Below are 26745 nucleotides of genomic sequence, written 5' to 3'. Positions count from 1 at the left end.
CAGCACCATCTACCGCCGCCCATACACGACATTCGAAACCACGATCAAAGCCGTACTCGGGATAATTTTTGGCATCCTCTGAATAACCCTCGAGCAGTCCTCGCCATGGTCGTGAACGTGCTGGTGCTCAGCCTACCGGTGTCCTGCACGGCTGATGTCTGACGTCACCGGGCGGGGCGAGCACGAACGTGCAGGATGTTTGCGCGTTGTCCGGCTGCGGGATGCCAACATTTCCAGAAAAGCAGAACGGATTCGTGCTGGATGGGACGCGGGTGACTGGGAAGGCGACGTGCCGGGCCGCGGACGACCGGGGCCCGGCAGGTCTGGAGGCAGCGCCAGGATGCCGATGGGATCGGAGGGCCCTGACCGATAGGATGGGAACTGCACGGATAGGAGCAGCAATGAAGGTTCTCATCACCGGCGGTGCCGGCTACATCGGCAGCACCGTCGCCTCGGCCTGCGAGGACGCGGGCCACAGCGTCGTCATCCTGGACGACTTCTCCACCGGTCGGCGCGAGTTCGTCGGGGACCGCCCCCTCTACGAGGGTGACATCGCCGATACCGCCCTGCTGGACCGCCTGTTCGAGGAACAGCGGATCGACGCCGTCGTCCACTGCGCCGCGAGGATCATCGTCCCGGAATCGGTGGCCGAGCCCCTGGCCTACTACGAGAACAACGTCTCGAAGACCGTGACCCTGCTGGAGGCCCTGCAACGCAACCACGTCGAACGGTTCCTGTTCTCCTCCTCCGCCTCCATCTACGCCCCCGACGAGAACTTCGTCGTCACCGAGGCCTCCCCCCTCGCCCCCGGTTCCCCCTACGCCCGCACCAAGTACATGGTGGAGCTGATCCTGGAGGACTTCACCAGGGCCAGCGACGTGCGCGTAGCCTCCCTGCGCTATTTCAACCCCATCGGCACCGACCCGAAGCTGCGTTCCGGCCAGCAGCTGGCCAGACCTTCCCACGTGTTGGCGAAGCTGCTGGAGGCCTGGGTGAACAAGGAGACCTTCACCGTCACCGGTGTCAACTGGCCCACCCGCGACGGCTCCGGCATCCGCGACTTCATCCACGTCTGGGACCTGGCCCGGGCCCACGTCGCAGCACTCGAGGGCTTCGACACGGCCACCGCCGAGGAGCCCTACCAGGTGTTCAACATCGGAACGGGCAACGGCGTGACGGTGAAGGAACTCGCCGCTTCCTTCGAGCAGATCACCGGCGACCCCCTCCAGGTCCGCTTCGGCGATCCCCGACCGGGTGATGTCGCAGGCGTCTACACGGTCTCCACGAAGGCACGTGACGTATTGGGCTGGGAGGCGGAACTCACCGAGATCGACGCGGTGCGCGACGCCATCGCCTGGTTGCCGGTGCGCAAGGAGAAACTCGGTTACTGAGGGTCCGTGGCCTCGGCCCACAGTTGACGACGTTGCTCCGCACGACGCAGGTCGAGCAGACCGGTCACGGTGAACACCGCCGTCAGCATCAGGAGTGTCCAGAACAATTTGCGGATCATGAGGTTCAACCTACCCTCAGCCGGGGCCGAAATGGGCTCAGGAAAGACCCGGGTTGCACCCCGACTCCAAGATCGATGACCCGGGTCTGACGCCGAGCGGTCGACACCCGACCTAGGCTTGCCCTCATGAGGTTCCCGGTGCCACGCGTCTCCCGTCGACTGCTCGTCGACATCGGCCTGGCAGTCATCGCGTGGTTCGTCCTGGTGCTCCCGCTCCCCATCAACGGAATCGCCCACGCACCGGCCACGATCGGTTGGTCGACACTCATGGTGGCCTCACTGGCGCTGCGGCGCTGCTGTCCGCTGTGGGCCGTCGGGGTGTGTGCAGCAGCAGGGTTCGGGATGATCGCCACCCTCACCAAACCCGTTCCCACCGTGGTGGTGGTGCTGGTCATCGTCTACTCCGCGGCCCGCCACATGAAGGAACGTTCCGGTCTGGTGGTGCTGCCCCTCGGGATCGCCGCGTCGTTCGCCGGGCCACTGACCTGGGTCACCTCACTGCCCGAGCCCCAGCGTTTCCTGTTCGGCGGCATGTTGGCGACGGTGTGCCTGTCCCTGACCTTGACGGCCTACCTGCTGGGGCAGCGCGTCCGCTCCGAGAGCACACGGAAGGAATTGACCCAGGCGCTGGCGGAGGAACGCTTCCTGGCGGGCAGCCGCAACTCCCAGCAGGCCAGCGAGATCGCCGACAACAAGGCCCGCTCCGAGGTGGCCCGGGAGCTCCACGACGTGGTCGCGCACTCCTTGTCCGTGATCGTGGTCCAGGCGGAGGGGGCGAAGGCCCTCGCCGCGAAGAAACCGGAGGCCGCCATCGAGGCCCTCAACGTGATCGCGACGACGGGGCGCTCCTCGATCGGGGAGATGCGCCGGATCGTCTCCCTGCTGCGCGGCGAGTCCGATGCGGCCTTCGGCCCCACACCGTCGTTGCCCCAGATCCCGGAGATGGTGGCGAAGGCGGGAAGTCGGATCACGCTGGAGATGCCGGCCGAGGTCCCTGCCGTGCCCGACTCCCTGGGGTTGACGGTCTACCGGGTGGTGCAGGAATCGGTGACGAACTTCCTCAAGCATGCTGGCCCGACCGCGGTTGCCACGGTGGTCGTCCAGTTCGCCCCGGACGCCATCCAGATCCGGGTCAGCGATGACGGCATCGGGGTCCACCGCTCCCCCGACGGTCCGGGAGCCGGGGTGCGTGGCATGCGGGAACGCGTGATGGCGATGGGCGGTACGTTCAAGGCAGGCCCCCGCACCGGTGGGGGCTACGAGGTGAGGGCTCGGATTCCGATGCCCTCCCAGCTCGGCAGGAGCTGGCTGAAAGGAGGGGACCGTGATACGGGTTCTGTTGGCTGACGACCAGTCGCTGGTCCGGAGCGGTTTTCGGATGTTGATCGACTCGGCCGACGACATGGAGGCCGTCGCCGAGGTCTCGAACGGGGCCGAGGCGGTGGAGGTGGTGAGGTCGCGTCCGGTGGACGTGGTGCTCATGGACATCCGGATGCCGGTGATGGATGGCACGGAGGCCACCCGTCAGATCACGGCGCTGGGCGGCAAGACGAAGGTGCTGGTGCTCACCACCTTCGATCTGGACGAGTACGTCTTCGCGGCCCTCAGGAATGGGGCGTCCGGCTTCCTGCTCAAGGACGCCCTGCCCGAGGACCTGCTGGGCGCGATCCGCACCGTCGCCGACGGCGGGGCCATCGTCGCTCCGTCGGCGACGAGGCGGCTGCTGGACCACATCGCCCCGAAGCTGCCGGTCGGCAGGGCTCACGAGGACTCCCGTCTGGACGGCCTGACCGAGCGGGAGCGTGAGGTGCTGATGCAGGTGGCCAAGGGGGCGAACAACGCGGAGATCGGGTCCCGGCTCTACATGGCCGAGGGCACCGTCAAGACCCACATCGGACGGCTGTTGTCCAAGCTGGAGGCTCGTGACCGGGTGGGGCTGGTGCTCATCGCCCACGAATGTGGCCTGCTGGACAGCTGATCCCCCACCCCCACCCCCGCGCCCGCCGCCCGCCGCCCGCCGCGACTCCTGCCCGCGACCCCCTCGGTTTCGCCTGCCTTGTGACGGTTTCGCCTGCCTTGACATGGAAATGCCTGTCCTGTTCCGAATTGCCTGCCTTATTAGGCAGGCAATTCGATTTTAGACAGGCAAACCCGCCTCAGGACAGGCAAACCCGCCTCAGGACAGGCAAACCCGTCACAAGGCAGGCGAAATCTGGGGGACTTGAAAAATGACTGTGGTCATTTTTAGACTGTGGTCATGAGTGAGCGTGTTGCCCGACGCCGGGCCGAGACCAGACGACGGATCGTCGAGACCGCCATGCGGCTGTTCACCGAACGGGGCTACGACGCCGTGGCTGTGGCCGACATCACCGAGGCCGCCGACGTGGCCAAGGGCACCTTCTTCACCCATTTCCCGAGCAAACGCGACATCTTCCGCTACTTCGGCGGCGAGGCCGTCGAGACGATGGAGGCCACCGTCGACGACGAGGGCACCGCCGAGGAACAGCTCACCGCCATGCTCCTGGCCGCCGTCGAGTGGCACCGGAACAACCAGGAGCTCTCCCGCCAGATGTACCTGGTGCGCTCCTTCAACTTCTCCACCGACCTGGGATCGGAGAACCAGCAGCGCTTCAGCCGCGTCGTCGTCGGACTGCTGCGACGTGGCGTCGAGACCGGGGAGTTCCGCGCCGACCTGGACCTCGATGCCGCCACGGCCCTCATCCAGGGGGCCTACTACCTGAGCCTCCTCGGCTGGCACTCCACCCCGTCCGGCCCCTCCCCCGACGACCGCCTGCGGGCCCTGCTGCACGTGCTGTTCCAGGGCATGACATGAGTCGTGGTGTCGTGCTCGCGGCAGCGGCCAGCGGGATGGCGGCCTCCGCCGTCATGCAGACCCTGCTCAGCAACGCCACGCCCCGGATCGTCAGGGAACTGGCAGCCCCGCAGTGGTACGGCCTCATCGGTGGCAGCTACCTGCTGGCCTCCACCCTCACCCTGCCGGTCCTCGCCCAGTGGGCCGACCGTCTCGGCCCTCGACGACTCCTCGCCCTCGGCCACCTCGCCTTCGCCTCCGGCGCCCTGGCGGTGGCCCTGGCCCCGACGATGGGGTGGCTGCTCGCGGCACGGACGCTGCAGGGACTGGGAGCCGGTGCCATCGCCCCGGCCGCCATCGCAGCCATCAGCCTGGCCTTCCCTGACCGTACCCGATCCCGCGCCCTGGCCTGGCTGGCCCTGGTCCAGGTCCTGGCCACCGGCGCGGGAGCGCCCCTCGGCGGCTGTTCACCGACGGTCCCGGCTGGCGCATCGGCGTGGCTGCGGCCGTACCGCTCAGTCTGGTCTCCCTGGCCCTGGCCCGCTGCCTGCCCACCCGCGACACCCCCGCGAAGTGGTGGCGCTTCGACGCGCGGGCACAGTGGCGGCTGTGGGCCGAGGCCCGGCTCGGCCCCCTCACGCTGCTGGCCTGCCTCGTCGGCGCGATCACCGTCGGAGTCGTCACCTACGCCCCGCTGCTGTTCCAGGATCGACACCACCTGTCCCCCACCACAACGGGATGGATGCTGCTGCCCATGCTGGCCGGTGTCGGCTGCGGTACGTCCCTGGCCGGGAAACTGGCGGCCCGCTCCTGGGTGCGACCGCTGGGCTGGGCGCTCATCGGAGGGGGTTTGGCCGTCGCCCTGACCCCGTCGACGGGGCTGGTCGCCGGTGCGCTGACCGCAGCGGGACTGGGGATGGGGACCCTGTTCCCACTTCTCCTGCTGGACGCACAGGCCGCCGTGCGGCACGACCAGCTGGCCCAGGCCAGCGGAGCGATCCAGTTCGGCCGCAACGCCGGTGCCACCCTCGGGGTACCACTGCTCAGCATCTGGCTCCTCACCGGAGTCACCCTCACCGGCATCTTCCTCACCCTCACCGCAACGGCCCTCGCCGGGCTGCTGCTCACCCGAAAGGTTGCCCCATGATCATCGATCTCCACTGTGTCGACAAGGACGATCTCGCCCTGGTGGGAGGCAAGGGCGCCAATCTGGGAGAACTCCTCGCAGCCGGTCTCCCGGTGCCGGATGGCTTCTGCATCACCACGAACGCCCACCGCGCCGCTGTCGACGGCTCCGTGCCCGACACCCTGGCGGGCGAGATCCTGGCGGCGACGGCGCGGCTCGGCGGCCCCGTCGCGGTGCGGTCCTCCGCCACGGCCGAGGACCTGCCGGAGGCCTCCTTCGCGGGCCAGCAGGAGACCGTGCTCGGAGTCGTCGGCGACGACGTGATCGCCGCCGTGGAGCGCTGCTGGGCCTCGCTGTGGGGGGAGCGGGCCGTCGCCTACCGCGCCGAGCAGGGCATCGACGACACGGATGTGTCGATCGCCGTCGTGGTGCAGCGGATGATCCCGGCCGATGCGGCAGGGGTGGCGTTCACCGTCGATCCGGTCACCGGGCGACGGGCGGTGGTCATCGAGTCGGCGTTCGGGCTCGGCGAGTCGGTGGTCTCCGGAGCCGTCACCCCGGATTCCCACACCGTGGGCAGAAGGCTCCGGCGGCGTCCTGGCCACAAGCCGACCCGCATCGACCTTCGTCCCGACGGCGGCACGTCCACCAGCCCCGTCGCCGATCCCACGGCCCCCGCCATCACCGACCGGCAGGCCCGACGGATCGCTGCCCTGGCCAAGCGGGTGGAGCGCCGATACGGCAGACCGATGGACATCGAGTGGGCGATCGAGGGCGAGCAGGTGTGGCTGCTGCAGGCCCGTCCCGTCACCACCACCGCCCACGGACGTCCCGGCCTGCTCAGCCGGATGCTCCACGACGACATCGTCGAACACTTCCCCTGCCCCTACCCCCTCGACCTGGCGATGGTGGAGATGCTGCTGCCCATCCTGCGGACGGCGGGCAGCCGGATCGGGCTCGACCTCCAGATCACCGATGACCTGCTCACGATGGACGACGACGGGGTGGCGCGGATCGGGTATCCGAGAGTACGCATCCGGGCACCGTGGCGGGCCCTCCATCCCGCCAGGCGACTCGAGCCCCACAGCTGGGAGAAGACGCAGGGTCAGCAGGCCCGGGACCTGGCGGCGCGCTTTGCCGCACTCAGGCTGGACTCCCTCACCGATCACGAGCTGGCCGATGCGATGGTGGAGCTGCTGGCCCGTGCCCGGGAGCTGGTGGAGCATCGGATGCAGTACCTGGCCCAGCACCTGATGCGTGGGCTACGGCTGGACGCACTGCTCCGGTTGACCCGCTCGGGGCTGACCCAGTTCGACCTGCTGGGAGACCTCGATTACGTCACGGCCACCCTCAACCAGGAGCTGCACCACCTGGCCACCGCTGCCCCGCCCGAGGTGCGTCGGCTGCTGGCTGCCACCCCCATCGACGTCGAGGCCCTGCGCAGCACCGCGTGGTGGGGCCGGGTCGAGGACTTCCTGACCCGGTTCGGGGCCCGCGCCACCCGCATGTACCAGGTGTTCTCCAGCCGGTCGTGGCGCGAGGACCTGCCCGGATTCCTGACGCTGCTGGCGATGACCGCCGATGCCACCCCGCCGCGGCAGGTTCCCCTGCCCCGGTTCCTGACCCGACGGTTCCCCCGTCTGCTGGCCGACTACCGGGCCGGGCACGTGATGCGGGAGGCCTCGGTGCTGCAGTTCGAGGAACTGGCGGTGGTGATGCGATGCCTCGCCACCGAGGCGGCACGTCGACTCGACGTCACGGCCTCCCGAGGTCTGTTCCTCACCTTCGTCGAGACCCTCAGGGCGCTGCATGGTGAGGATCTCGACATCGCCTCGATCATCGCCCGCCGAGAGGCCGCCCGGTCCCGGGCGGAGGCGGTCTGGACCGCCACACCGCACGGCGCGGCGACCTCGGCCAACAGCTCCGGCGACGGGGTCGCGGCCAGTCCCGGCCGGGCGAGTGGCCCGGCCCGCCTCATCCACGGTCCACACGAGTTCCACCGGCTGCAGCCCGGTGACGTGCTGGTGTGTCACTCCACCGATCCGGCCTGGACCCCGCTGTTCGCCCGCGCGGTCGCCGTCGTGGCCGCCACCGGGGGCAGGTTGTCCCATGCCGCCATCGTCGCACGCGAGTACGGGATCCCCGCGGTGCTGGGGGTACCCGGAGCGATGGAGATCATCGATGGTTCCCGACTCGTCGTCGACGGCTCGGCGGGCACCGTCGACCCCGGGGCCTGCTGATCCCTCAGCGGATCACCGAGGCGAAGGCCGAGGGGCTGGTCTCGGGGGTCGGCGGGATGGGTTCGACCGGCACCGGGGGCGGTGGGACGGCTGGTTCGAGGGCCTCGCCGAACATGGAACGTCGTCCCTCGAAGGCACGCCCCAGGGTCACCTGATCCGCGTACTCCAGGTCCCCACCGACCGGCAACCCGGAGGCCGGGCGGGTGACGGAGACCCCGAAGTCGCGCAGCATGCGGCTGAGGTAGGAGGCGGTGGCCTCACCCTGGGTGTCGGGATCGGTGGCGAGGATCACCTCGGTGACGGCCCCGTCGGCGAGCCGCTGGAACAGTTCCCGGGTGTGCAGGTCACCGGGGCCACGTCCGTCGATGGGCGAGATGGCCCCACCCAGCACGTGGTAGAGGCCCCGGAACTCGCCGGTGCGTTCAATGGCGACGACGTCCTTCGACTCCTCCACCACGCACAGCACCGACGGATCACGACGCGGGTCCCGACAGATGCGACAGCGGGTCTCCTGGGTGATGTTGAAGCAGACCTCGCAGAACTGGGCGGCCTGCTTGACGCGCCGCAGCACGTCGGCCAGCTGGAACACGTCCTCCTCCGGTGCGTCCAGCAGGTGGAAGGCGATGCGCTGCGCCCCTCGCGGCCCGATGCCGGGAAGTCGGCTCAGCTCGTCGATGAGGTCCTGGATGGGGCCTTCGTACAACTCAGAACCCCATCCCGGGAATCTGCGGTGCCGCTGCGGAGGCAGCCTGCTCAGCCGCCTCGCGGGCCGTGCGGTAGGCGGCGACGATCAGTGCGCCGAGCGAGTCGGTGTCCTCCGGGTCCCAGGCCTCGGGCGCGATGGTCACGTCCACCAGGTCACCCAGTCCGTTGACCTTGACACTCACCACGCCACCCCCTGATGCGGCCTGGAACTCCTGCTCCGCGAGGGAGTCGCGGGCAGCCAGCATCTGTTCCTGCATCTGCTGCGCCTGGGCCAGCAGCGCATTCATGTCCATACCCTCAAACATCTCTCGGCTCCTTCACGGTCGTTGGTCCCAAGCATAGGAGCAGACTGTGACATCATTCGGCATCTGGGATCAGCTCTGCGCCGAGTTCGGTGGTGAGCAGACGTGTGGCGAGGGTGTCGGGGTCCTCCAGATCCTGGTCGTCCTCGGCCACCTCCGGCTCCACGTCCACCGGTGGGGGCGACGGGGCAGGCGTCGGTCGTGGGGCGGGGGGATCGACGCGGGGCGCTGGTTCGGGTTCCGGTGAGGGAGCCGTCGCTGCGGGCGGGGCCTGCTCGACGGAGCGGGCGTCGGCGGCTGGCTCCGGGGCGGAACGCACCGGTTCGTGTCCTCCCATGACGGCCTGCACCCGAAGGCTCACCCCGACGGTGACGATGATCGTCTCGACGAGGAGATCACTCACCCCGGAGGAGGTGAAGTTCTCCTTGGCCCCGGCATCGGAGAAGCCGAGCAGCAGCTGCCCGTCGGAGACGTCCAGCACCTGGGCGTGTCGCGACAGCATCATGTGGGCGAACCTTCTGCGGCCCTTCACCGCCTCCAGGATGTTCGGCCACAGTCGTCGCAGCTCCGCGGTGGTGAGGTGATGGGTCGGCTGGGTCCCGGCCACGGGCTGGGCCTGCTGTGGCAGCGGGGGGGCCGGTGTGGGGGCCGCCGTGCCACCCGGCGGGGCACCGGCGGGGCGACGCTGTTGGCGCATCCCACCGCCCGGGACCGGCTGTGGCGGGGCGGAGTGGGACGGCCCCGCCTGCGGTGCGGTCGGCTGCGGTGGGGTCGGCTGCGCTGGCGTGGGTTGCGCAGCGGCTGGGGCGGGGGCGGACTGGGGCACCTGCGGGGCAGGGGTCTCCCCCATCATCCCGACGCGTCGCTCCAGCCGGTCCATGCGGGCGTGGAGACCGCGTTCGTCCGCATCGGCTGTGGGCAGCAGCACCCGGGCACACATCAGCTCCAGGTGCAGGCGCGGTGCGGTGGTGCCGCGCATCTGGGTGAGCCCCGTCGCGATCACCTCGGCGGCCCGGGTGAGCTCTCCCGCCCCCATGCCGGCGACCTGTGTGGCCAGGCGTTGGGCCTGATCGGCCGGCACCTCGAGCATCCCGGTCTCGGCGGCCTGCGGGACGGCGGCGAGGATCACCAGGTCGCGCAGCCGACGCAGCAGGTCCTCCGCGAACCGTCGTGGGTCCTGTCCCACCTCGATCACCTTGTCGATGGTGCGGAAGACCCCGGCCCCGTCACCCGCGGCGAAGGCGTCGACGATCTCGTCGAGCAACGCGTCCGGGGTGAAGCCGAGCAGCGCGGCCGCCTGGTCGTGGGAGACCCCTTCGGCGCCTGCGCCACCGAGCAGCTGGTCGAGGATCGACAGGGAGTCGCGCACCGATCCACCTCCGGCCCGCACCACGAGCGGCAGGGCCGAGTGGTCCACCGCGACCCCCTCCAAGGTGCAGATCTCGGCCAGGTAGTCGCCCAGCAGACGCGGCGGGACCAGCCGGAAGGGGTAGTGGTGGGTGCGGGAGCGGATGGTGCCGATCACCTTCTCCGGTTCCGTGGTGGCGAAGACGAACTTCACGTGCGGCGGCGGCTCCTCCACCAGTTTCAGCAGGGCGTTGAAGCCCTGCTGGGTGACCATGTGGGCCTCGTCGATGATGTAGATCTTGTAGCGGCTGTGGACGGGCGCGAAGAAGGCGCGTTCCCTGAGGTCGCGGGCGTCGTCGACGCCACCGTGGCTGGCGGCGTCGATCTCGATGACGTCGATGCTGCCGGGGCCGCCGCGTGCCAGGTCCGTGCAGGAGCGGCACACCCCGCACGGTGTGGCGGTGGGGCCCTGCTCACAGTTGAGGCAACGCGCCAGGATGCGGGCCGAGGTGGTCTTGCCACAGCCGCGGGGCCCGGAGAACAGGTAGGCGTGGTTGACGCGGTTGTTGTCCAGCGCCCGCATCAGCGGGACGGTGACGTGCTCCTGCCCGATCACCTCCGCGAAGGAGTCGGGACGGTAGCGACGGTACAGGGCCAGGGACGCGGGTTCGGCCTGCTGAGTCGCATCGGGTCCTGCAGGCTCCTGCGGTGAAGGACTCGTGGCGGCCACGGCCTCATCGGCGACGGTGGGGGCGTCCCCGGGCTCGTCGAACAGCCCCGGACCGTCCTGCTCGAAGACGGGGTCGTCGAACAGCCCCGGGCCGTCCTGCTCGAAGGCGGGGGCCTCGAAGTAGTCGTCGAGGGGGGCGTACTCGTCCTCGGTGCCGTCGTACTCGTCATCCACGTCCCCCACCTTAGGCCCTCACCCCCACAGTTCCAGCGCTCACCCAGCGACAAGCCCCTCCTCCCCTTGCACACGAATCGCAGGGGAGAGACGACAGGACGTCGGCGGGCGACACGCTGGCGTTCCTCGTCAGCGGTTCCCGCCCTCACGGGGACATGAAAAAGGCCCCTCGCGCACCCGGAAGAGCTCACTTACCCTTGCTGCCTTCCGACCCTGGGGGAGTTGGGCGAGATACCGCCGCGCGAGGAACCGGGATCAAGTCTACACACTTTCGCCCACACCGTGGACCCGTCGTGTCCCGGGTGGCCTCGGTGAATAGGCTCGCACCGTCATCATCCCGAAGGTGGGTCATGAATCCAGTCGTCATCGCCGTCGTGGTCATGCTGCTGTTGGCGTTGTGCCGCGTCCACGTGGTGTTGACCCTGTTCGTGGGGGCCGTCGTCGATGGTCTGCTGGCAGGGATCGGGTTGGAGGCGACGATGGTCGCGTTCCAGACCGGGCTCGGGGACGGCGCGAAGATCGCGCTGTCCTACGCCCTGCTCGGGGCCTTCGCGATGGCCGTGGCCCACTCCGGACTGCCACAGCTGCTGGCCTGGTCCCTCATCAGGCGACTGCGCGGCCGGGACGCCGAGGGACGGGCCTCGTTGTGGATGCGCTGGGGGTCATCGGGGGGATCGTCGCGATGGCGGTGATGAGTCAGAACATCATCCCCGTCCACATCGCGTTCATCCCGCTGCTGATCCCGCCGCTGCTGGCCGTCATGGACAGGCTCCGGCTGGATCGTCGCGCCATCGCCTGCGCCCTGACGTTCGGCCTGGTCACCACGTACATGTTCCTGCCGCTCGGTTTCGGGAAGATCTTCCTCGAGGACATCCTGCTGGGCAACATCTCCGCCGGGTTGGACACCTCGGGGATCAACGTCATGGCCGCGATGGGCATCCCGGCGCTCGGCATGGTCGCCGGGTTGCTGATCGCCCTGTTCGTCACCTACCGCCGCCCCCGCGACCACGCCCCGCGGACCGGGAACGACGAGGACTCCCTGGTCGAGGTGAGTCGCCCGAAGATCATCGTCGCGGTTGCCGCCATCGTCGTGTCCTTCGCGGTGCAGACCTGGCTGACGGTGAGCGGCTCGAAGGCCGACTCCCTGCTCGTCGGGGCGCTGGTCGGGCTGTTCATCTTCGTCGCGACCGGGACGGTGCGGGTACTGGAGGCAGACGAGGTGTTCACCGCCGGGATGCGATGATGGCCCTCATCGGTTTCATCATGATCACCGCCCAGGGGTTCGCCTCCGTGATGAAGGCCACCGGGCGCATCGACTCCCTCGTCGAGGGCAGCGCCGCCCTGGTCGGGGACAACAGGGCCGCCGCGGCCCTCGCGATGCTGCTGGTCGGGCTGCTGGTCACGATGGGCATCGGCTCGTCGTTCTCGACGCTGCCGATCATCGCCGCCATCTACGTGCCGCTGTGCACGGCACTCGGCTTCTCACCGCTCGCGACGGTGGCACTCATCGGCACCGCGGGCGCCCTGGGGGATGCGGGCTCCCCCGCCTCGGACTCCACCCTCGGACCCACGGCAGGACTCGGTGCCGACGGCCAGCACGACCACATCCGCGACACCGTCATCCCCACCTTCCTGCACTTCAACCTGCCACTGCTGGCCGCGGGCTGGGCCGCCTCGATGGTGCTGTGACCGGCACCGTCGCCGATCAGTTGCGACCCCCCGCCCCCTCCGGTAGGGTTCTCCCCTGGAGGATTCGCCTAGAGGCCTATGGCGCTCGCTTGGAAAGCGGGTTGGGTTCACGCCCTCACGAGTTCGAATCTCGTATCCTCCGCCACCGGGTCCGGCTCCTCAGGAGCCGGACCTCTGCATTTCCCACAGGCCCTTGGGGAATGTCCGTATTACGTAATACGCTGGTGTCATGGCAAAACGGGTGATCCATGGTCGAGAGGTCCCTGATGCCGAAGTGCAGGCTTGGGCTGATGAGGCTGAGGCGGGCTATGACGTCGAGGAGTTGCAGCGACGCTGGGGGCGTCCAACCCGGACGGGAACGCCTACCCGGGTGGTGCCGACCCGGTTTTCCGATGAGGAACTGGCCGAGCTGATGACGCGTGCCGATCGCGAGGGACTGGATCGTTCCAGCGCGATCCGGGCCGCCGTGCGCGAGTGGGCTCGGGCGTGATCGTCGCCCCATCGGCGCGCAAGCACGGGATCAGCGATGAGGATCCTGAGACTGCCGCGCGCTTCGTACTTGCGGGGGAAACCTTGGATAACGAAAACCCTCAACGGGGAGTTGTGCAACGTCCCCCACGACACACCCACCTTCGGCGCGATGTCACGGACCGCCCGAGCACGGAACGCTTCTGGATACTTCCTCGGCATGATCCAATCCTCTCAACAACAGATCGGAACGAAACCCAGGACGGTTCACCAGTGCACCGGCGCCAACAACGCCACAACCGACGACCCCGGAACTGCCAGGAGTCCCGGTTCCGTCGCGGCTGGCGTCTCCTGACCCGAGCAGGCCGCGACCAGGGCTGCCCAACACCGGGGCGTGAGCTGAAGGTCTGGTACCGGTCGAGCAGGTAGGGGCTTGACCGGCACCCCGGGGAAGGCTTGCTAGCATTGCTGTCAGGAGGCACCGATGGCGACCCTGACGATCCGGCAGCTCAATGACCGCACACACGCCCGCTTGCGCCGTCGCGCGGCACAACACGGCCGCTCCGTCGAAGCGGAGGTCCGAGCCATTCTGGACTCCGCCGTGGGGCAGCCGAAGGAGAACATCCTGCTCAGCCTGCATGCCGCAATGTCCGGGGCAGGCGGCGTCGATCTACCCCCCGTCGATCGCTCCGACCTGCCCCGCACCTTCGAACTCACGTGATCATCGCGGACACCAACGTCGTGTCGGAGTTCATGAAGGACTCCCCCAACCACGACGTTCTCATGTGGGCGAGCACCCTGGACCCAGCCGATCTGACAATCAGCGTCATCACGGTCGAGGAGATCGAACGAGGTCTCGGTCGCCTGCCCCATGGACGTCGGCGCAGCACACTCGAACAGCGGTGGCACAGCTTCCTCGACGCCCACCGCGACACCATCGCCGTGTACGATCTTGACGCCGCCCGGGCCACTGCGCATGCAGTGGTGGAAGCACTCGGCAGGGGTCATCCCCTCTCCTTGGCCGACGCCCAGATCGCGGGGATCTGCCTGGCGATGGGGGCAACGCTCGCCACCCGCAACACGAAGGACTTCGCAGGCATCCCAGGACTCACGCTCACCAATCCGTTTGCCTGAACACCACGCAAACACAACGCCAGCGTCGACGTCTCCCGGGGGTTCATGCCCCACTGGCCCCTCTGCCAGACTGGCCCCATGACCAACGAACCCCCCGGGATCAGATGTGTGGCATGGTCGCCCGACGGCAGCCGCGTGGCGGGCGGCACCTGGGAGGCCGAGGTGATCGTCTGGGATCCCCGCACCGGCGAGGTGCTCCAGGAGCTCATCCACTCCGACCAGCCCGCCGTGCAGCAGGCCAGCTTCATGGAGGTCGTCGAGTTCAGTCCCGATGGGGAGCGTCTGCTCAGCGGCCACGAGACGGGCTCGTTGGCGGTCTGGGACCCCGCGGGCAACGCGACGCTTCGGCTTGAGCTCCCCGACTTCCTGGCCAGCGCCGGGTGGAGCCCCGACGGTGGCCACGTCTGGGCCGTGACCCAGGACGATCAGCCGCTGCTCTTCGACGCCACCACCGGGGCCCGCACCACGTTGCGGAGATCCCGACCGTGAGCACCCCACCCGCCCGGGTGTACGAGCACCTCACCGGGACCTCCCGTCGCACCGGCCGCCCGGTACGTGAGGTGGCGCTGGAGTGGGCGCACGGCGTCGACGGGGACTGGAGTTGGTGGGTGCCGTCGGGCGACATCGTCATCGCGATCCTCAATCCGCACCAGGATCGGGCCCCTCTCGACGACGCCACCGAACTCGCCGTCGAGCTCATGACGGACCCCATCTGGCCCGCCTGGGTGCGGGCTGCTCTGGCCTGGCGTTACGCCGTCACGGTGCGTCGCGGATATGCGAGCGAACCCGACGACGAGGACCCCGACCGCCGGGCCTGGCTGACCGGGCTGCTCGCGGACTGGGACGAGGCGGAGCACATGGTCTGGGAGGAGATCGCCTGGCCGGGTCCCTTCGCCGACGACGCCACCTCGCAGTGGCGGCCGTATCGGCTCCGCTGGTTCGAGCTGCAGGAGCGGCTCGCGGCCCAGCAGGTCGTCTGGTGTCGCGCCCGGCTGGAGGATCCCACCGTCCGCGGGGTCGAGCTTGGGCTGGTCCTGCGTCGCCTCTGGGACGTCGGCGAGCTCACCGACCAGGACCTGCTGGCGCTCGCCCCGGGCTGGCGCGGCAGGTTCCTCCGGCAGTTCGACAGCGATCCGTTCTCCGGGCTGGGCGCCTGCGTGGTCTACGGGATGGCGTTGGCGGAGTTCGGCATCGCCGCCCCGATCTTCGAGCACATCCGGGAGCATCGCCGTCGCTGGGAGACCAGCGTCCACGCGCCGCTGGTCGGCTGGTACGGCACCCCTGAGGAGGTCGACGAGCTGTGGGAGAGGGCTCTGCGTCCCGACGCCGATCCGCGGGTGGTGCTGGGTGCGACGGCGGGTCGCGCCCGGCTGGAGGGCATCCCCCTGGCCCGGGCCTGCGACCTGGCCGCCGCCGAGGCGGGCCGTCACGACCCGTTCCTGAGGGTCGCGCTGGCCCACGGCGGGCGGCCCCGGCTGTGGGCACGCGACATCGACACCGACCCGCGGCTGGGCGCCCGGGCCGCGGAGCTCGCCGTCGATGACTCGCTGAGCGAGGGGTTCCGGGCCGCCGCCAAGGGGCTGCAATGTTGAGGCTCCCGGGGATCTCGTCGGCGTCGTTCAGCCCCGTGACGGACGCGCTGGCCCTGCTCTTCGACGACGGTGTGCTGCAGGTTCGCCACGGCGACCGCCTCCACCCGGCGGTCGCGACGGGACTGTTCGGGATGCACGGCCCGCGTCATGCCTGGAGCCCGGACGGCAGCCACATCCTGGTGGCCGATGCCGTCACGACCCAGGTGCGCGACGCCACCACGGGAACCCTGATCTCGACCTGGGACGCCTTGTCCGGATTCTTCGCGACCTCCTGGAGTCCGGACGGGAGCCTCGTCGCCAGCGGCGGTGAAGATGGCTGCACGATCCGGGATCCGCGCACCGGAGTTCCCCGTCGTCGCCTGACGCCCGAGGGGGTCGTGACCTGGACGGCGTGGTCCCCCGACGCGGCGGTGCTGGCGACCGGGATCCTCCTGGCCGACGACGAGTTCACGGTCGCATTCTGGGACACGCGTACCGGGCGGCGGCTGCGCATCCTCACCGAGGTCCACTGGGGCGTCACCGCTTTCTGGAGCCTTGATGGCAGCAGGATCCTCACCCACTGTGAGGAGGGCGGTTACGTGCAGGAGATCGACACGACCTCCTGGGAGGTTCGCCGCGGGGTGGAGGTCCGCGACTTCCACTCCCACACTTCACCGGATTGGCATCCCACGGGCACGGTCGCAGCCACCGGGGGCAGTGACGGCACCGTCAACGTCTGGGACCTGGCCTCGGGGCAACGGCTCCACCGCATCCCGGCACACGACAGCGACGTCCACCACGTCGAGTTCAACGCCGACGGCTCCCGCCTGCTGAGCATCGCCGACGACGACACCGCTCACATCTGGACATTTGGAGGGTGCCGGTAGCCTCTCGGACAGGGTGATGGGAGCGCTCCCACAAGGAGGATCTGTTTGTGCGTCTCGGAGAGATGAGTTTCGTGGTGCTGACAGCACTGCTCCTGGTGGTCGTCGTGTGGTGGCCTGCCCGTTCCAGGATCAGGCCACGGGTGACCCAGGCATTGATCGCACTGACGGCCGTGGCACTGGTACTGCACGTCACCCTGGAGTTCCCACGCGTGCTGCTGCTTCCGGCCGGAGTGGTCTTCGCCGTCCTCGTCGTGGTGACATGGCGCCGGGCCGCGAGACAGGGGGCCGAGCAGGGCGGTGGGCGACAGTGGGTGAGCCTGCTGCGTCGCTCGGCCGCGTGCCTCGTCGGGCTGGCCCTGGTGGCGACCAGCGGGGTGGCGGTGTGGGCACTGCCGGTGCTCACACTGCCCGCAACGAGTGGCCCCTACGCCGTGGGAGCACACAGTGAGGTGTTCGTCGACGAGAACCGGACGGAGCCGCGGATCACCACCGCCACCCTGCCACGCAGCATTCCCGCCACCATCTGGTATCCGGCCGAGGCGACCGAGGGCCAGAGGCCGCTCGGCTACGACCCGGAGGTCCCCGAGGCGCTGACCGCCAACCTGAACGCTCCAGCGGTGGTCCTCGGCCACCTGCAACGGATCAGCACGAACACCTTCCAGGACGCGCAGCCCGCATCGGGCAGGTTCCCGGTGCTGCTCTACTCCCCCGGGTTCGGCTCCACCCGCTACGAGAGCATGGCGCTCATCACCGAGTTGGTCAGCCACGGTTACGTCGTGGTGGGCATGGACCATGCGGGAACCTCGGGCGTCGTCACGGCCCACAACGGTGAACGAATCCTGGCGGATCTGGAGATGGATTCCGAGGACAATTCAGCAGGATTGGTCGAGGAGCGGGCGCAGGACGCCAGCTTCGTGCTCGACTCCCTGTCAAGCACGAAGCTGGCGGAAACGATGGATCTGGATCGGGTGGGCATGGTCGGATACTCCTTCGGGGGAGCCACCGCCGCCGAGGCCCTGCGGACCGATGCCCGGGTGCGGGCCGCCCTCAACATCGATGGCCCCTTCTACGGCAACGTCACGCAGGAAGCAGTGGGCAAGCCCCTGATGACACTGCACCATGACCCGGCCACGTACTCGCCGGAGCTGCAGCCGGAGGTCCTGCAGTCCCTGCAGGAAGAGGACGACCTGATGCGGGGGTTGAACGGAACGAACTACCACGTGGCGACGGTGACGCAGACGCAGCACCCGAGCTTCAACGACACCTTCGCCGTCGTACCCCTGATGGGCAACGGGCTGCTGCCCCACACCCGCATGGTCGAACTGCTGCGCCCCCTCATCCGCGACTGGTTCGACCACCAGCTGCGGGGCGAACCGTTGCGCATGGTGGGCAAGGATCTGCCTGAGTATCCCGAGATCGTGTGGCAGAACTGAGACGGAACCTCCGGCTCGGCGTGACGGAGGTCGTCGACGAACAGCACCCGCCACCGTGACATAGGGTTGGGTCATGGAACAACGGCGTATGGAACGGCTCGGGGTCGACACATCGGTGATCGGGTTGGGCTGCTGGCAGCTCGGCGGGGACTGGGGCGAGGTGAGCGAGGACCACGCGCTGGCCACCCTGCATGCGGCCGTGGACGCCGGGGTCACCTTCCTCGACACCGCCGATGTCTACGGCGACGGTCGCAGCGAGCAGCTCGTCGGGCGGTTCCTGCGCGAGCGGGGCGATGACTCCCTCACCGTCGCGACCAAGATGGGGCGGCGCGCGAACCCGCACGTCGCTGAGGAGTACAACGGCGCCAACTTCCGTGCCTGGAATGACCGCTCCCGAACCAACCTGGGGGTTGACACCCTGGACCTCGTCCAGCTGCACTGCCCACCGACGCCGGTCTACAGCACCGACGCCGTCTTTGACGAGCTCGACGCGATGGTCGAGGAAGGGCGCATCAAGGCCTACGGCGTCTCCGTCGAGACCGTCGACGAGGCCCTCACCGCGATCGCCCGCCCCAACGTGGTGAGCGTCCAGATCATCCTCAACGCGTTCCGACGCAAGCCCCTCGAACGGGTGCTGCCCGCCGCCGCGGCGGCAGGGGTGGGCATCATCGCCCGCGTCCCCCTGGCCTCCGGTCTCCTGTCGGGCAAGTACGACGAGTCGACCCGGTTCGACCCCTCCGATCACCGCAGCTACAACCGCCACGGCGAGGCCTTCGACAAGGGCGAGACCTTCTCGGGGGTGCCCTACGACGTCGGCGTGGCCGCGGCACGTGAGGTCGCCGCGTTGACGCCGGAGGGTGCGTCGACGGCGCAGTTCGCGCTGCGGTGGATCGTCGACCAGCCCGGCGTGAGCGTCGTCATCCCCGGTGCGCGCAACCCGGAGCAGGCCAGGGCCAATGCGTTGGCGGGCTCGCTCGCGCCGCTGACCCAGCCACAGCTCGATGCACTGGAGCGCATCTACGACGAGCGCATCCGTGAGCACGTCCACGCCAACTGGTGACGGCCGGGGTTCAGCCCCGCGCCCGCATCGCCGATCCGTTGCTCCGCCACATGGTTCCTTGACGGAGACCTTGGAGATTCTGAGCGACCCGGATCTGCTCGGTCGAATTCGCTCCGGGCTCGCCGACGCGGAGGCAGGCAGGGGCGAGATCATGACCAAGGAGGATCTCCTTCGTTCTCTGAGGCCGTAGAATCTCGACATGACAAGGGACATCGTCTCGTTGTTTCCTCACGGGAGCTATCCGTGGGCGGTGGCGTGCCGCGGTGATGGTCGGTTCCTGGCGGTCGGGTCGCACAGCCGTACGGTCACCGTCTGGGATGTCGCCAACCGTCGCCAGGCACGTCTGCTGACCGACCATCCCGGCGCGGTGGATGCTGTCGTGTGGAGCCCGGATGGCGCCAGCATCCTCACCTCGTCCCAGGGGAGCAGTTGGTTGTGGAGTGTCGCGACGGCGAGACAGCTGCGTGAGTTCCCGACCCCGGGGATTCCGGTGGCCTGGCGCGGGGACGTCATCCTGACCATGACCGTGAAGCGGGCGGTCACCGTCGACGCCGACGGCGAACTCCTCCACGACTTCGGTGCCCCGTCGCTGCTGATGTGGCGCGGCGCGTTGAGCCCTGACGGCACCCGACTGGCCCTGATGGATGCCTCGATGCAGATCACGGTCCGCGACAGCCGAACCGGGGAGGAGGTCGGCGACTTCCCCGCGGGAGACCGCCTCCATGCCCTCGACTGGAGCCCCGACTCCCGGTATCTGGTGGGTAGCGGCGGAGCTCCCACCCGCATCTGGGATCCGACCTCGGGGGAGCTGGTCCGGCAGCTGCCTGCCTCAGCACCGGTTCGGTTCAGCCCGGACGCCTCACGGCTGCTGGAGATCCCGAACGACGATCACCTGCGGATCCTGGACGCCGCCACGGGCGAGGAACTGCACCGCCTCGACCTCGGGCAGTGGTGTCACTCCGCGATCTGGCACCCCGATGGCCGACACGTCATCGCACCGATCAGAGACGGCAGCGTTCAGCTGTGGGACATCCAACCCCGCCGCGCCAAACAGGTCGCGGTTCTCGGCGGCGACCACACCCTGGAGGCCAGCGAGAACCGGGTCGTCTCGGCGTACTTCCGGCCCGGCGACGACGCGCTCACCACCGTGTCGGCCAACGGGAGGCTGCGGCTGTGGGGCGACGACGGCGCCCTGGTGAGCGAGGCCCGCAGCTCAGCGGAGCTGAGCAGTGGTCCGCAGAGCGCGTGGAGCCCCGACGGCACCCGACTGCTGGTGTCCAACCGCTACCGAACCGAGGTGCGGGAGGTGCCAGCGGGACGGCTGCTGTCCCACCGGGAACACCTGGAGAGCTGGTGGACGCTCACCTGGAGTCCCGATGGGACCCGGGTCGCGGGCGGCTGCGACATGTTCCGGGGCAAGGGCTGCTGGATCTGGGACCCCACCACCGGGGAAACCATCCATACCCTGCTCGGCAAGGATGTCGAGGCCACCTGGACCGCGTGGTCCCCCGATGGCGGGCAACTCGCCGTCGGGGTGCTGCCGCCCGAGGGCGGGTTCGAGATCCGGGTGTGGGACACCCGCACCGGAGAACACCTGCGCACCTTCGACGGATTCGACTGGGGGTGTGCCGCCCGCTGGAGCCCCGGCGGGACCCGCATCCTCGCCCAGGACATCGAGAACGGCCCCATCCAGGTGCTCGATGCCCTCACCGGGGAGCTCATCCAGGAATTCGAACCCGATGATGTGGCGGAGGAGGCCGCCTTCGACTGGGACCCGGCCACGAACACCGTCGCACTCAGCCGGGCCGACGGGGTCATCGCGGTGTGGCGCCTCGACGACGGCGAGTGCCTTCAGGAACTGCGGGGCCACACCAGAGGGGTCGCCAGCGTCCAGTTCAACAGCGACGGCTCACGCCTGGTCTCCCACTCCGATGACCGCACCGTCCGGATCTGGGATGTCGCAACCGGCACGCAGGTCGGCTTCCAGATCGATTCACTCCCCGAGGACCACTGGGTGGTCCGCACCCCGGACGGCACCATCCGCCACACCAGCCCCGGAGCCCACCGATGGTTGGCCGTCCAATGCGTCGTCGACGGCGACACCGTCCTCCTCCCCGTCACCCCCTCGGACCTCCCGGCATGAGACTGGTCACCCGCTGTCGGCCGTCCCGACCCTGAGGGCTCGTCGACCGGCGGAATCCTGACGGGCGACAGATTGCCCGGTGCGCATCCGCTGATCGGTTCGATCAGTCGGTGTACGCAGTGAGGAGCTGATCGAGAGCAGTGTGCGCCTCGGTCCGCGCAGCCTCGGGGTCGTCATGCTGGGTGATCCACAGTGCCGCCTCGTTCATGGCTCCCGACAGGAGTGCGGCGGTGGCATCCACCAAGGCCTCGGGAACCCGGACACTGCGCAGGGCTTCACGCAGGCGGGCGGCAGAGTTCTCGTCGTCCAGACGGCGCCACTCCTGCCAGCCGATGACCGACGGCGCGTCGACAAGGAGGATGCGAGCGAAGTCGCGCGAGGTGATCGTGTCCAGGAACGCATGAGAACCTGCTCGGAGTTGCTCGGAGGGCGAGGCCACCGCTTCCTCCGCAGCGGCCACAACTGCCCCGGCAACCTCGGCCTGAAGTCTGGCTGCCACTGCACTGAACAAACCCTTCTTGCTCTGGTAGTGGTGGTAGATGGCTCCTCGCGTGACACCGGCGTCGTGGGCGATGTCGTCAAGGGAGACCTGGGCATAACCATGAGTGGCGAACAGGCAGGAGGCCGACTGGAGGATCCGTGCGGCCGTACGGGCGGCGTCGGCGGCTGAGGCGCGAGGCATGACACTCCTTTACATTCGCCGTGTATGTATACTGAGGCCAGTTACATCGTCAGTGTAAGAGGGTGCGCGGATAGAGGGATCGTGACGAGGATCGTCACGGTGGCCTCTTGGCAAGGCGGACGACGAAGAGCGCACTGGATCGTGCGTTCGAGGAGGACAACACAGCCAGGGGGCCACCGGGGCGACCGCAGTAGATTCGCCTATCCGCGCGCCCTCCAAGTAAGGAGTGTCATGCCAGTCACCAGTTTCTATCCAGTGCTCATGTCGACGGATGTCCCCGCCGCGGCGTCGTTCTATCGCCACGTCCTCGGCTTCGAGGCGACGTTCGAGTCCGACTGGTACGTGAGCCTGCGGCTGGGCGCCTTCGAGCTGGCCCTGCTGGCGTACGACCACGAGACCATCCCGGAGGGGTACGGCGCCCGCCCGACTGGCGTGATCCTGAATCTGGAGGTCGACGACGTCGATGACGTGCACCAGCACCTCATCCGAGAAGGCATCGAGGTCGTCCAGCCGCTCCGGGACGAAGCCTGGGGACAGCGACACTTCATCGTTGCCGCCCCGGATGGTGTCCTGCTCGACGTCATCCAGCCGACCCCACCCAGCGACGAGTACGCGGGGGCATACGTCGGGGCGTGAAAGGGACGCGTATCAAGTCGGGCCTCCAGCCCGGCCTTGCGGGGGGGGAACAGCCGCGCCCCCATCGGGGGCTCCCGCAGGTCCTGCCCCCATAGAATCCCGGCATGAGACTTGAGGTCACCCGATCCCCACGACGCGGCCCATCCGCTGTGAGCCCCGACGGGAGGCGCGTCGCGACGGCGCACGCCCAACGTCAGGTGGTCGTGTGGGAGGAGGCCACCGGAGATGAGCTGTTCACCCTCACCACATCGGAGGCCGGTATGGGGCGGCCGGTCTGGAGCCCCGACGGCACCCGGATCCTCACCCTCGCCTCCGGCGTGGCAAGGCTGTGGGACGCCACCGACGGTGCCCCACTCGGCGAGGTCCCAGCACTCAGGCAGGCCCGCTGCGTGACCTGGGGCGAGGGCGGTGTCGTCGCGGACATCGACGGCGACCACATGATCTGCTTCGACGAGCACTGGGAGGAGGTCGTCCGCTGGCCCCTCCCCCACGACTGGGACCGGGCGAACCGGCCGAGCCCCGACGGCTGGCGGCTCGCCTTCATCGACGTCGATGAGCAGCTGAGCATCGTCGAGCTGCACGGTGGCGAGCTGGTCGCGCGGCTGGACCTCTCGGCGAACACCCTGGCCTGGCATCCGGAGGGGCGGCAGATCGCGGTGACTGTCCCACGAGGGCGGCACGACCACGGAACCGAGTGGGTCACCCAGGTGCTCGATCTCAACTCACAGCAGCTGCTCCGCGAGATCCCCGGTCTGGTGGCGCTCCAAGGTTTCAGCCCGGACGGCGGTCGGCTGGTTGTCCACGACGACGGCAGGGCGCGGGTCGTCAACATCGCGGCCGGTGAGTCGGTGGAGCTACCCGGCGAGGACTGTGACTGGGACGAGGTGCTGTGGCACCCGAGCGGGCGGCTACTGCTCCCGGCCGAGGAGCCGACGGTGCCCGTCGCGGCCGCCTTCCGGGCACAGGACGGCGCCGTCGTGGTCCTCGATTCGTCCGGTTCGGTGCAGCTCTGGGATCGCGAAGAGCAGCAACTCGGCGGATTCAGCGTCGACGACCGACCCACAAGAGGCGTGGTGCGGCTCAGCCCTGACGGCACCCGGGTCCTGCTGGGATGCGGCGAGTCCCTTGAGGTGCGGGGCCTGGACGGGGACCTCGTGGCCGGACTCGACCACGATCCGTACCCGCAGGACGCGGCGTGGAGCCCGGATGGGACCCGGGTCATCAGTTCGGGACGTGACGGCACCGTCCGGGTCTGGGACGCGACCACGGGTGAGGTGCTGCACACCCTGCCGGGCGGGGTGCCCTACGGCCGCGTCGCTGTGGCGTGGTCGCCGGACGGGGCGGAGGTCATGGCGGGCCCCGTCAGCGAGTCGGGGCGGTCGTTCCAGATCTGGGATGCGGCCTCCGGGGATGCGACACGGAGATTGGAGGGGGTGGAGACCACGCACGACCTTCGGTGGAGCAGCGACGGCGAGCTGATCCTGGGCTCCCAGCTGGAGGGGGATTCCGGACTGCGCTGGGTGTCCTCGACCGGACAGCCGCTGCCGCCCCTGGTGGTGCAGGACCCCGACGGGATGTTCGAGGACGGCTTCGACACCCCGTGGTTGGCGATCTGGGACCCGACCGGCACGAGGCTCGCGACGGCGTGGGACGACTGCGCCGTCCGCGTCTGGACGCCGGGCTCCGCCGAACCGTCGCACGTGTTCGTCGGTCACCTGAACCCGGTCACCCACATGACATGGGATGACAGCGGCAAACTCCTGCTCTCGGTCAGCGACGAGACCGTGCGGTTGTGGGATGCGCCAGTTCTCTCATCTCGCTGAAATGGTGTGGCCCCATCGTGGCACCGTTCTTCACCCGAGTTCTCGTCGAGCCAGACGTTCCTGGGCTGCCCGGTGGATCTCGGCGATGCGGGCCTGCAGCTGCTCCTTGGGCGGGAGCGCGGTCCAGTACTCGGCAACCATGATGCCGTCCTTGTGCATCTCCAGCAGCTCAACCTGCTCACGGCTGGCCTCGGTGCACAGGATCAGGCCGATGGGGGCCTCCTCACCCTCATGGCGCTCATAGCGGTCGAGCCACTTCAGGTAGAGCTTCATCTGCCCCTCGTGGGCCGCCTTGAACCTGCCGACCTTGAGTTCGACGGCGATCAAACGGCGAAGCGGGCGGGAGTAGAACAGCAGGTCCAGGTGGAAGTCGTCGTTGTCGATGGTGATCCGCTTCTGACGGGCCACGAAGGCCCAGCCATCGCCGACCTCCAGGAGGAAGGCTTCCATGTCCCGGGCGATGGCCTCTTCCAGATCGCTCTCGGTGTGGGCCTCCTCGAGCCCCAGGAAGTCCAGGAAGTAGGGGTCGCGGAACAGATCGGTTGGGACGGCAGATCCTCCGGGGGTCTGTGCGTTGGCGATCTCCCGGCGCTCGAAACCCTGCCTCCCGATGAGCTCTCGCAGAGCCCTGACACTCAGCCGGGCGTTGACCGCCTGCTCTATGTAGAAGTCGCGGGCCTCTGCGCTGGGAACTGGTAGCAGGGTCTTGATGTGGCTCCAACTCAATTGTTGCGACAGTGTCGCCACAATCTCCGGGTCCGGGAAGGCCTGGGCGAACTGGATCATCCGGTAGAGGTCAGCGCGCTTGAATCCGCGCCCGAAGCGCTCCGTCAATTGTTGCCCCAGTGAAGCGACAATCTGTTTGTCGTAGTCAGCGCGGTTTTCATGGAGTACCTCGATGTGAATCATGTGACCGATCTGCCAGTTCATCATGGTCAGGGCGGCATTGGCTCGAGCAGCGACGTGGGTGCGGGTCCGGGTGATGAGCGCCGAGATCCGCTCCACCAGGGGACCCTCCTGGGGACCGGTGGGGAGAGGAAGTCCGGGTTCGGGCATGGTCATGGAACAATCATCGTCGAAGTCGAGGGACAGAGGGGACAGAGGGGCCAGCGCGTTGGATTCGCCGCTTCAAGCGCTCTCCGTCTCACCGCGTCACTTCTCTGGTTCGTCCTGCGCTGTCCGCCTCAGCATCGAGCGGCTGATGCCCGTGAGTCTCCGGATCCGGGCGGGGCTGATGCGTCCGGCGTCGAGGTGTTTCCGGATGGTCACGACGAGGCGCTGACGGGCCTCCTCCTCGAGCACGCCACCGACGGTGGACGCCGCGGCCCACAGGTCTGCGGCCCAGACGATGGCGGTCTCGGGATGCTGGAGGTCGCATTCCTCACGGAGCCAGCTCCGCAGCTGCTGCCGGTGGTCGTCGTCGAGGTCGAGGAGCAGATCGTTGACCTCGCCACACCACCCGTGGTCATTGTTGGCGGTGAGATCACCCACGGGCACCGAACTCAGCTCGTGGCCGTTTCTCACCCAGAGGCACGAGAGCAGGATCTCCCCATCGAGATTCCACCAGCAGAACGGCCCGGCCGGGACGGACTCCCTGTCGAGGACGCCCCGGAACTCCACGCGCCCGTCACCAGGCTCCCAACCACCTGCGAGGATGAGTGAAACAGCCTCCCGGACCTGCTGCAGGGCAGCCCGAGCCTCCTCAGTCATGGGCCCGATACCACGGGGATCGTGACTGCCCATCACGGAGGGAAACCGTGTCGAGACCCCGCGAGATACCCGCGCAACTCGAGCACCAGCGCCGGAGGCCAGAGGTCTCGACAATCGGGCGTCACGCGCCCTCAGCTCGACCAACGGAAAAGATAGAACCCACTCACCCCACCGCTGGTCGAGCTGGTTTCCAGAGCTTGCGAAGGAAACCGTGTCGAGACCCCGTGAGATTCCCACTCAACTCGAGCACCAGCACGGGATGCCAGAGGTCTCGACACGGACGGCGTGCTGGCACGCGGCCCGGCTCGACCAGCGAGGAAGAAGGTCGTGAACAACACCTTCAACTCGACCAGCGGGACAAGGCAGGCCCCGCTCATCCACCCATCTGATGGACGGTGGCCAGCACCTCGCTGGTGATCTTGGCGGGGACGTCCGTCCAAGGAAGCTTGGTGAGGTCCTTCACATCATCAGGGTCTCCCCAGCCGATGGCGTCGGCGTCTTGGACTCCCGCCAGCACGTAGACCTCGGTCAGGGTTTGGTCTTCTTGTTCGGTGAGGGGTCCC

The 26745-nt window shown here is 68.6% G+C and carries 27 protein-coding genes, 1 tRNA gene, 1 other RNA gene and 2 pseudogenes; 22 read left to right on the top strand and 9 right to left on the bottom strand.

All coding sequences use genetic code 11. From position 1 onward, the window contains the following. Nucleotides 1-401: 401 nt before the first annotated feature. Nucleotides 402-1391 carry a UDP-glucose 4-epimerase GalE gene (gene galE, locus EII34_RS14850; RefSeq protein ID WP_124845952.1) on the top strand — a complete coding sequence of 330 codons (990 nt, stop codon included), beginning with the start codon at nucleotides 402-404 and terminating at the stop codon, nucleotides 1389-1391. On the opposite strand, the gene EII34_RS16630 is transcribed toward galE, so the two are convergent. Next, nucleotides 1385-1510, bottom strand: a complete 126-nt coding sequence (locus EII34_RS16630; RefSeq protein ID WP_260425187.1) for a hypothetical protein — start codon at nucleotides 1508-1510, stop codon at nucleotides 1385-1387. The genes galE and EII34_RS16630 overlap by 7 nt on opposite strands. A 126-nt stretch (nucleotides 1511-1636) precedes the next feature. On the opposite strand from EII34_RS16630, the gene EII34_RS14845 reads away from it, so the two are divergent. From EII34_RS14845 to EII34_RS14825, 6 genes and pseudogenes are all read left to right on the top strand, one after another. Then, a complete protein-coding gene (locus EII34_RS14845; RefSeq protein ID WP_124845951.1) occupies nucleotides 1637-2857 on the top strand; it encodes a sensor histidine kinase in 1221 nt (406 codons plus the stop codon). Nucleotides 2858-2888: 31 nt separating this feature from the next. Further along, complete coding sequence (locus EII34_RS14840) at nucleotides 2889-3488, top strand: response regulator (protein WP_260425188.1); 600 nt, start codon at nucleotides 2889-2891, stop codon at nucleotides 3486-3488. Nucleotides 3489-3767: 279 nt separating this feature from the next. Continuing rightward, nucleotides 3768-4343, top strand: a complete 576-nt coding sequence (locus EII34_RS14835; protein ID WP_124845949.1) for a TetR/AcrR family transcriptional regulator — start codon at nucleotides 3768-3770, stop codon at nucleotides 4341-4343. Continuing rightward, nucleotides 4340-4726 (top strand): annotated as a pseudogene (locus tag EII34_RS16845) (MFS transporter); the annotation flags it as partial. The gene EII34_RS14835 and the pseudogene EII34_RS16845, both read left to right, overlap by 4 nt. Before the next feature lie 92 nt (nucleotides 4727-4818). Then, nucleotides 4819-5469, top strand: coding sequence for an MFS transporter (locus EII34_RS16335; protein WP_221620318.1), 651 nt, complete (start codon nucleotides 4819-4821; stop codon nucleotides 5467-5469). Then, nucleotides 5466-7688, top strand: coding sequence for a PEP/pyruvate-binding domain-containing protein (locus EII34_RS14825; protein ID WP_124845948.1), 2223 nt, complete (start codon nucleotides 5466-5468; stop codon nucleotides 7686-7688). Before EII34_RS16335 ends, EII34_RS14825 begins: the two co-directional genes overlap by 4 nt. A gap of 121 nt (nucleotides 7689-7809) precedes the next feature. On the opposite strand, the pseudogene recR reads toward EII34_RS14825, so the two are convergent. The 4 genes and pseudogenes from recR to ffs form a co-directional block, all read right to left on the bottom strand. Further along, nucleotides 7810-8391, bottom strand: a pseudogene (gene recR / locus EII34_RS14820) (recombination mediator RecR); the annotation flags it as partial. A gap of 1 nt (nucleotide 8392) precedes the next feature. After that, nucleotides 8393-8698 carry a YbaB/EbfC family nucleoid-associated protein gene (locus EII34_RS14815; RefSeq protein ID WP_124845947.1) on the bottom strand — a complete coding sequence of 102 codons (306 nt, stop codon included), beginning with the start codon at nucleotides 8696-8698 and terminating at the stop codon, nucleotides 8393-8395. A gap of 52 nt (nucleotides 8699-8750) precedes the next feature. Continuing rightward, a complete protein-coding gene (locus EII34_RS14810; protein WP_185711376.1) occupies nucleotides 8751-10946 on the bottom strand; it encodes a DNA polymerase III subunit gamma and tau in 2196 nt (731 codons plus the stop codon). 157 nt (nucleotides 10947-11103) lie between these two features. Next, nucleotides 11104-11200: signal recognition particle sRNA small type (gene ffs / locus EII34_RS14805), an RNA gene on the bottom strand. Nucleotides 11201-11296: 96 nt separating this feature from the next. On the opposite strand from ffs, the gene EII34_RS16620 reads away from it, so the two are divergent. From EII34_RS16620 to EII34_RS14745, 13 genes are all read left to right on the top strand, one after another. After that, nucleotides 11297-11638, top strand: a complete 342-nt coding sequence (locus tag EII34_RS16620) for a transporter permease (RefSeq protein ID WP_260425184.1) — start codon at nucleotides 11297-11299, stop codon at nucleotides 11636-11638. After that, a complete protein-coding gene (locus tag EII34_RS16615; protein ID WP_260425183.1) occupies nucleotides 11638-12189 on the top strand; it encodes a Na+/H+ antiporter NhaC family protein in 552 nt (183 codons plus the stop codon). The genes EII34_RS16620 and EII34_RS16615 overlap by 1 nt, the downstream gene beginning before the upstream one ends. After that, complete coding sequence (locus EII34_RS16610) at nucleotides 12186-12635, top strand: Na+/H+ antiporter NhaC family protein (protein ID WP_260425182.1); 450 nt, start codon at nucleotides 12186-12188, stop codon at nucleotides 12633-12635. Before EII34_RS16615 ends, EII34_RS16610 begins: the two co-directional genes overlap by 4 nt. Nucleotides 12636-12692: 57 nt before the next feature. Further along, nucleotides 12693-12780 (top strand) — tRNA-Ser (locus tag EII34_RS14795). Between the two features lie 84 nt (nucleotides 12781-12864). Next, nucleotides 12865-13125 carry a CopG family transcriptional regulator gene (locus tag EII34_RS14790; RefSeq protein WP_124845945.1) on the top strand — a complete coding sequence of 87 codons (261 nt, stop codon included), beginning with the start codon at nucleotides 12865-12867 and terminating at the stop codon, nucleotides 13123-13125. Between the two features lie 462 nt (nucleotides 13126-13587). Beyond that, entirely contained in the window at nucleotides 13588-13824 is a 237-nt protein-coding gene (locus EII34_RS14780) for a FitA-like ribbon-helix-helix domain-containing protein (RefSeq protein WP_124845943.1), read from the top strand. Continuing rightward, nucleotides 13821-14237: a type II toxin-antitoxin system VapC family toxin gene (locus EII34_RS14775; RefSeq protein ID WP_124845942.1), complete on the top strand. Its 417-nt coding sequence runs from the start codon at nucleotides 13821-13823 to the stop codon at nucleotides 14235-14237. Before EII34_RS14780 ends, EII34_RS14775 begins: the two co-directional genes overlap by 4 nt. A 78-nt stretch (nucleotides 14238-14315) precedes the next feature. Then, nucleotides 14316-14726 (top strand): WD40 repeat domain-containing protein, encoded by a 411-nt coding sequence (locus EII34_RS14770; protein WP_185711375.1) that lies wholly within the window; start codon nucleotides 14316-14318, stop codon nucleotides 14724-14726. Further along, on the top strand, nucleotides 14723-15829 hold the full coding sequence (locus EII34_RS14765; protein ID WP_124845940.1) for a hypothetical protein: 1107 nt from the start codon (nucleotides 14723-14725) through the stop codon (nucleotides 15827-15829). Before EII34_RS14770 ends, EII34_RS14765 begins: the two co-directional genes overlap by 4 nt. Then, on the top strand, nucleotides 15823-16695 hold the full coding sequence (locus EII34_RS14760) for a WD40 repeat domain-containing protein (protein ID WP_124845939.1): 873 nt from the start codon (nucleotides 15823-15825) through the stop codon (nucleotides 16693-16695). The genes EII34_RS14765 and EII34_RS14760 overlap by 7 nt, the downstream gene beginning before the upstream one ends. Before the next feature lie 47 nt (nucleotides 16696-16742). Further along, complete coding sequence (locus EII34_RS14755; RefSeq protein ID WP_124845938.1) at nucleotides 16743-18128, top strand: alpha/beta hydrolase family protein; 1386 nt, start codon at nucleotides 16743-16745, stop codon at nucleotides 18126-18128. A 73-nt stretch (nucleotides 18129-18201) separates the two neighbouring features. Beyond that, nucleotides 18202-19188 carry an aldo/keto reductase gene (locus EII34_RS14750; protein ID WP_124845937.1) on the top strand — a complete coding sequence of 329 codons (987 nt, stop codon included), beginning with the start codon at nucleotides 18202-18204 and terminating at the stop codon, nucleotides 19186-19188. Nucleotides 19189-19387: 199 nt separating this feature from the next. Continuing rightward, a complete protein-coding gene (locus EII34_RS14745; RefSeq protein ID WP_124845936.1) occupies nucleotides 19388-21331 on the top strand; it encodes a WD40 repeat domain-containing protein in 1944 nt (647 codons plus the stop codon). Nucleotides 21332-21434: 103 nt separating this feature from the next. Here the strand turns inward: EII34_RS14745 and EII34_RS14740 are convergent, their stop codons facing one another. Continuing rightward, nucleotides 21435-22013 (bottom strand): TetR/AcrR family transcriptional regulator, encoded by a 579-nt coding sequence (locus EII34_RS14740; RefSeq protein ID WP_124845935.1) that lies wholly within the window; start codon nucleotides 22011-22013, stop codon nucleotides 21435-21437. Between the two features lie 231 nt (nucleotides 22014-22244). Between EII34_RS14740 and EII34_RS14735 the strand changes: the two genes are divergently transcribed. After that, complete coding sequence (locus EII34_RS14735) at nucleotides 22245-22649, top strand: VOC family protein (RefSeq protein ID WP_124845934.1); 405 nt, start codon at nucleotides 22245-22247, stop codon at nucleotides 22647-22649. Nucleotides 22650-22753: 104 nt separating this feature from the next. Beyond that, nucleotides 22754-24472, top strand: coding sequence for a WD40 repeat domain-containing protein (locus EII34_RS14730; RefSeq protein WP_124845933.1), 1719 nt, complete (start codon nucleotides 22754-22756; stop codon nucleotides 24470-24472). Nucleotides 24473-24502: 30 nt separating this feature from the next. Here the strand turns inward: EII34_RS14730 and EII34_RS14725 are convergent, their stop codons facing one another. The 3 genes from EII34_RS14725 to EII34_RS16100 form a co-directional block, all read right to left on the bottom strand. After that, on the bottom strand, nucleotides 24503-25534 hold the full coding sequence (locus EII34_RS14725; protein WP_124845932.1) for a PDDEXK nuclease domain-containing protein: 1032 nt from the start codon (nucleotides 25532-25534) through the stop codon (nucleotides 24503-24505). A gap of 90 nt (nucleotides 25535-25624) precedes the next feature. Continuing rightward, nucleotides 25625-26182 (bottom strand): hypothetical protein, encoded by a 558-nt coding sequence (locus tag EII34_RS14720; protein ID WP_124845931.1) that lies wholly within the window; start codon nucleotides 26180-26182, stop codon nucleotides 25625-25627. 373 nt (nucleotides 26183-26555) lie between these two features. Further along, nucleotides 26556-26745 (bottom strand): hypothetical protein (locus tag EII34_RS16100; protein WP_185711374.1); only part of this gene is annotated, 190 nt, incomplete at its 5' end.

The organism is Arachnia propionica (genome assembly GCF_003859805.1).
Taxonomy (GTDB): domain Bacteria; phylum Actinomycetota; class Actinomycetes; order Propionibacteriales; family Propionibacteriaceae; genus Arachnia; species Arachnia propionica_C.
The sequence above is the reverse complement of the archived record's forward strand: the minus strand, read 5'-3'. Positions and strand labels throughout refer to the sequence as shown.

What these genes read in the sequence shown, in the direction of transcription:
- galE (WP_124845952.1), top strand. Translation starts at nt 402, where the DNA reads ATGAAGGTTCTCATCACCGGCGGTGCCGGCTACATCGGCAGCACCGTC.
- EII34_RS16630 (WP_260425187.1), bottom strand. Translation starts at nt 1,510, where the DNA reads ATGATCCGCAAATTGTTCTGGACACTCCTGATGCTGACGGCGGTGTTC.
- EII34_RS14845 (WP_124845951.1), top strand. Translation starts at nt 1,637, where the DNA reads ATGAGGTTCCCGGTGCCACGCGTCTCCCGTCGACTGCTCGTCGACATC.
- EII34_RS14840 (WP_260425188.1), top strand. Translation starts at nt 2,889, where the DNA reads ATGTTGATCGACTCGGCCGACGACATGGAGGCCGTCGCCGAGGTCTCG.
- EII34_RS14835 (WP_124845949.1), top strand. Translation starts at nt 3,768, where the DNA reads ATGAGTGAGCGTGTTGCCCGACGCCGGGCCGAGACCAGACGACGGATC.
- EII34_RS14825 (WP_124845948.1), top strand. Translation starts at nt 5,466, where the DNA reads ATGATCATCGATCTCCACTGTGTCGACAAGGACGATCTCGCCCTGGTG.
- EII34_RS14815 (WP_124845947.1), bottom strand. Translation starts at nt 8,698, where the DNA reads ATGTTTGAGGGTATGGACATGAATGCGCTGCTGGCCCAGGCGCAGCAG.
- EII34_RS16620 (WP_260425184.1), top strand. Translation starts at nt 11,297, where the DNA reads ATGAATCCAGTCGTCATCGCCGTCGTGGTCATGCTGCTGTTGGCGTTG.
- EII34_RS16615 (WP_260425183.1), top strand. Translation starts at nt 11,638, where the DNA reads ATGAGTCAGAACATCATCCCCGTCCACATCGCGTTCATCCCGCTGCTG.
- EII34_RS16610 (WP_260425182.1), top strand. Translation starts at nt 12,186, where the DNA reads ATGATGGCCCTCATCGGTTTCATCATGATCACCGCCCAGGGGTTCGCC.
- EII34_RS14790 (WP_124845945.1), top strand. Translation starts at nt 12,865, where the DNA reads ATGGCAAAACGGGTGATCCATGGTCGAGAGGTCCCTGATGCCGAAGTG.
- EII34_RS14780 (WP_124845943.1), top strand. Translation starts at nt 13,588, where the DNA reads ATGGCGACCCTGACGATCCGGCAGCTCAATGACCGCACACACGCCCGC.
- EII34_RS14770 (WP_185711375.1), top strand. Translation starts at nt 14,316, where the DNA reads ATGACCAACGAACCCCCCGGGATCAGATGTGTGGCATGGTCGCCCGAC.
- EII34_RS14760 (WP_124845939.1), top strand. Translation starts at nt 15,823, where the DNA reads ATGTTGAGGCTCCCGGGGATCTCGTCGGCGTCGTTCAGCCCCGTGACG.
- EII34_RS14750 (WP_124845937.1), top strand. Translation starts at nt 18,202, where the DNA reads ATGGAACAACGGCGTATGGAACGGCTCGGGGTCGACACATCGGTGATC.
- EII34_RS14745 (WP_124845936.1), top strand. Translation starts at nt 19,388, where the DNA reads ATGACAAGGGACATCGTCTCGTTGTTTCCTCACGGGAGCTATCCGTGG.
- EII34_RS14740 (WP_124845935.1), bottom strand. Translation starts at nt 22,013, where the DNA reads ATGCCTCGCGCCTCAGCCGCCGACGCCGCCCGTACGGCCGCACGGATC.
- EII34_RS14735 (WP_124845934.1), top strand. Translation starts at nt 22,245, where the DNA reads ATGCCAGTCACCAGTTTCTATCCAGTGCTCATGTCGACGGATGTCCCC.
- EII34_RS14730 (WP_124845933.1), top strand. Translation starts at nt 22,754, where the DNA reads ATGAGACTTGAGGTCACCCGATCCCCACGACGCGGCCCATCCGCTGTG.
- EII34_RS14725 (WP_124845932.1), bottom strand. Translation starts at nt 25,534, where the DNA reads ATGACCATGCCCGAACCCGGACTTCCTCTCCCCACCGGTCCCCAGGAG.
- EII34_RS14720 (WP_124845931.1), bottom strand. Translation starts at nt 26,182, where the DNA reads ATGACTGAGGAGGCTCGGGCTGCCCTGCAGCAGGTCCGGGAGGCTGTT.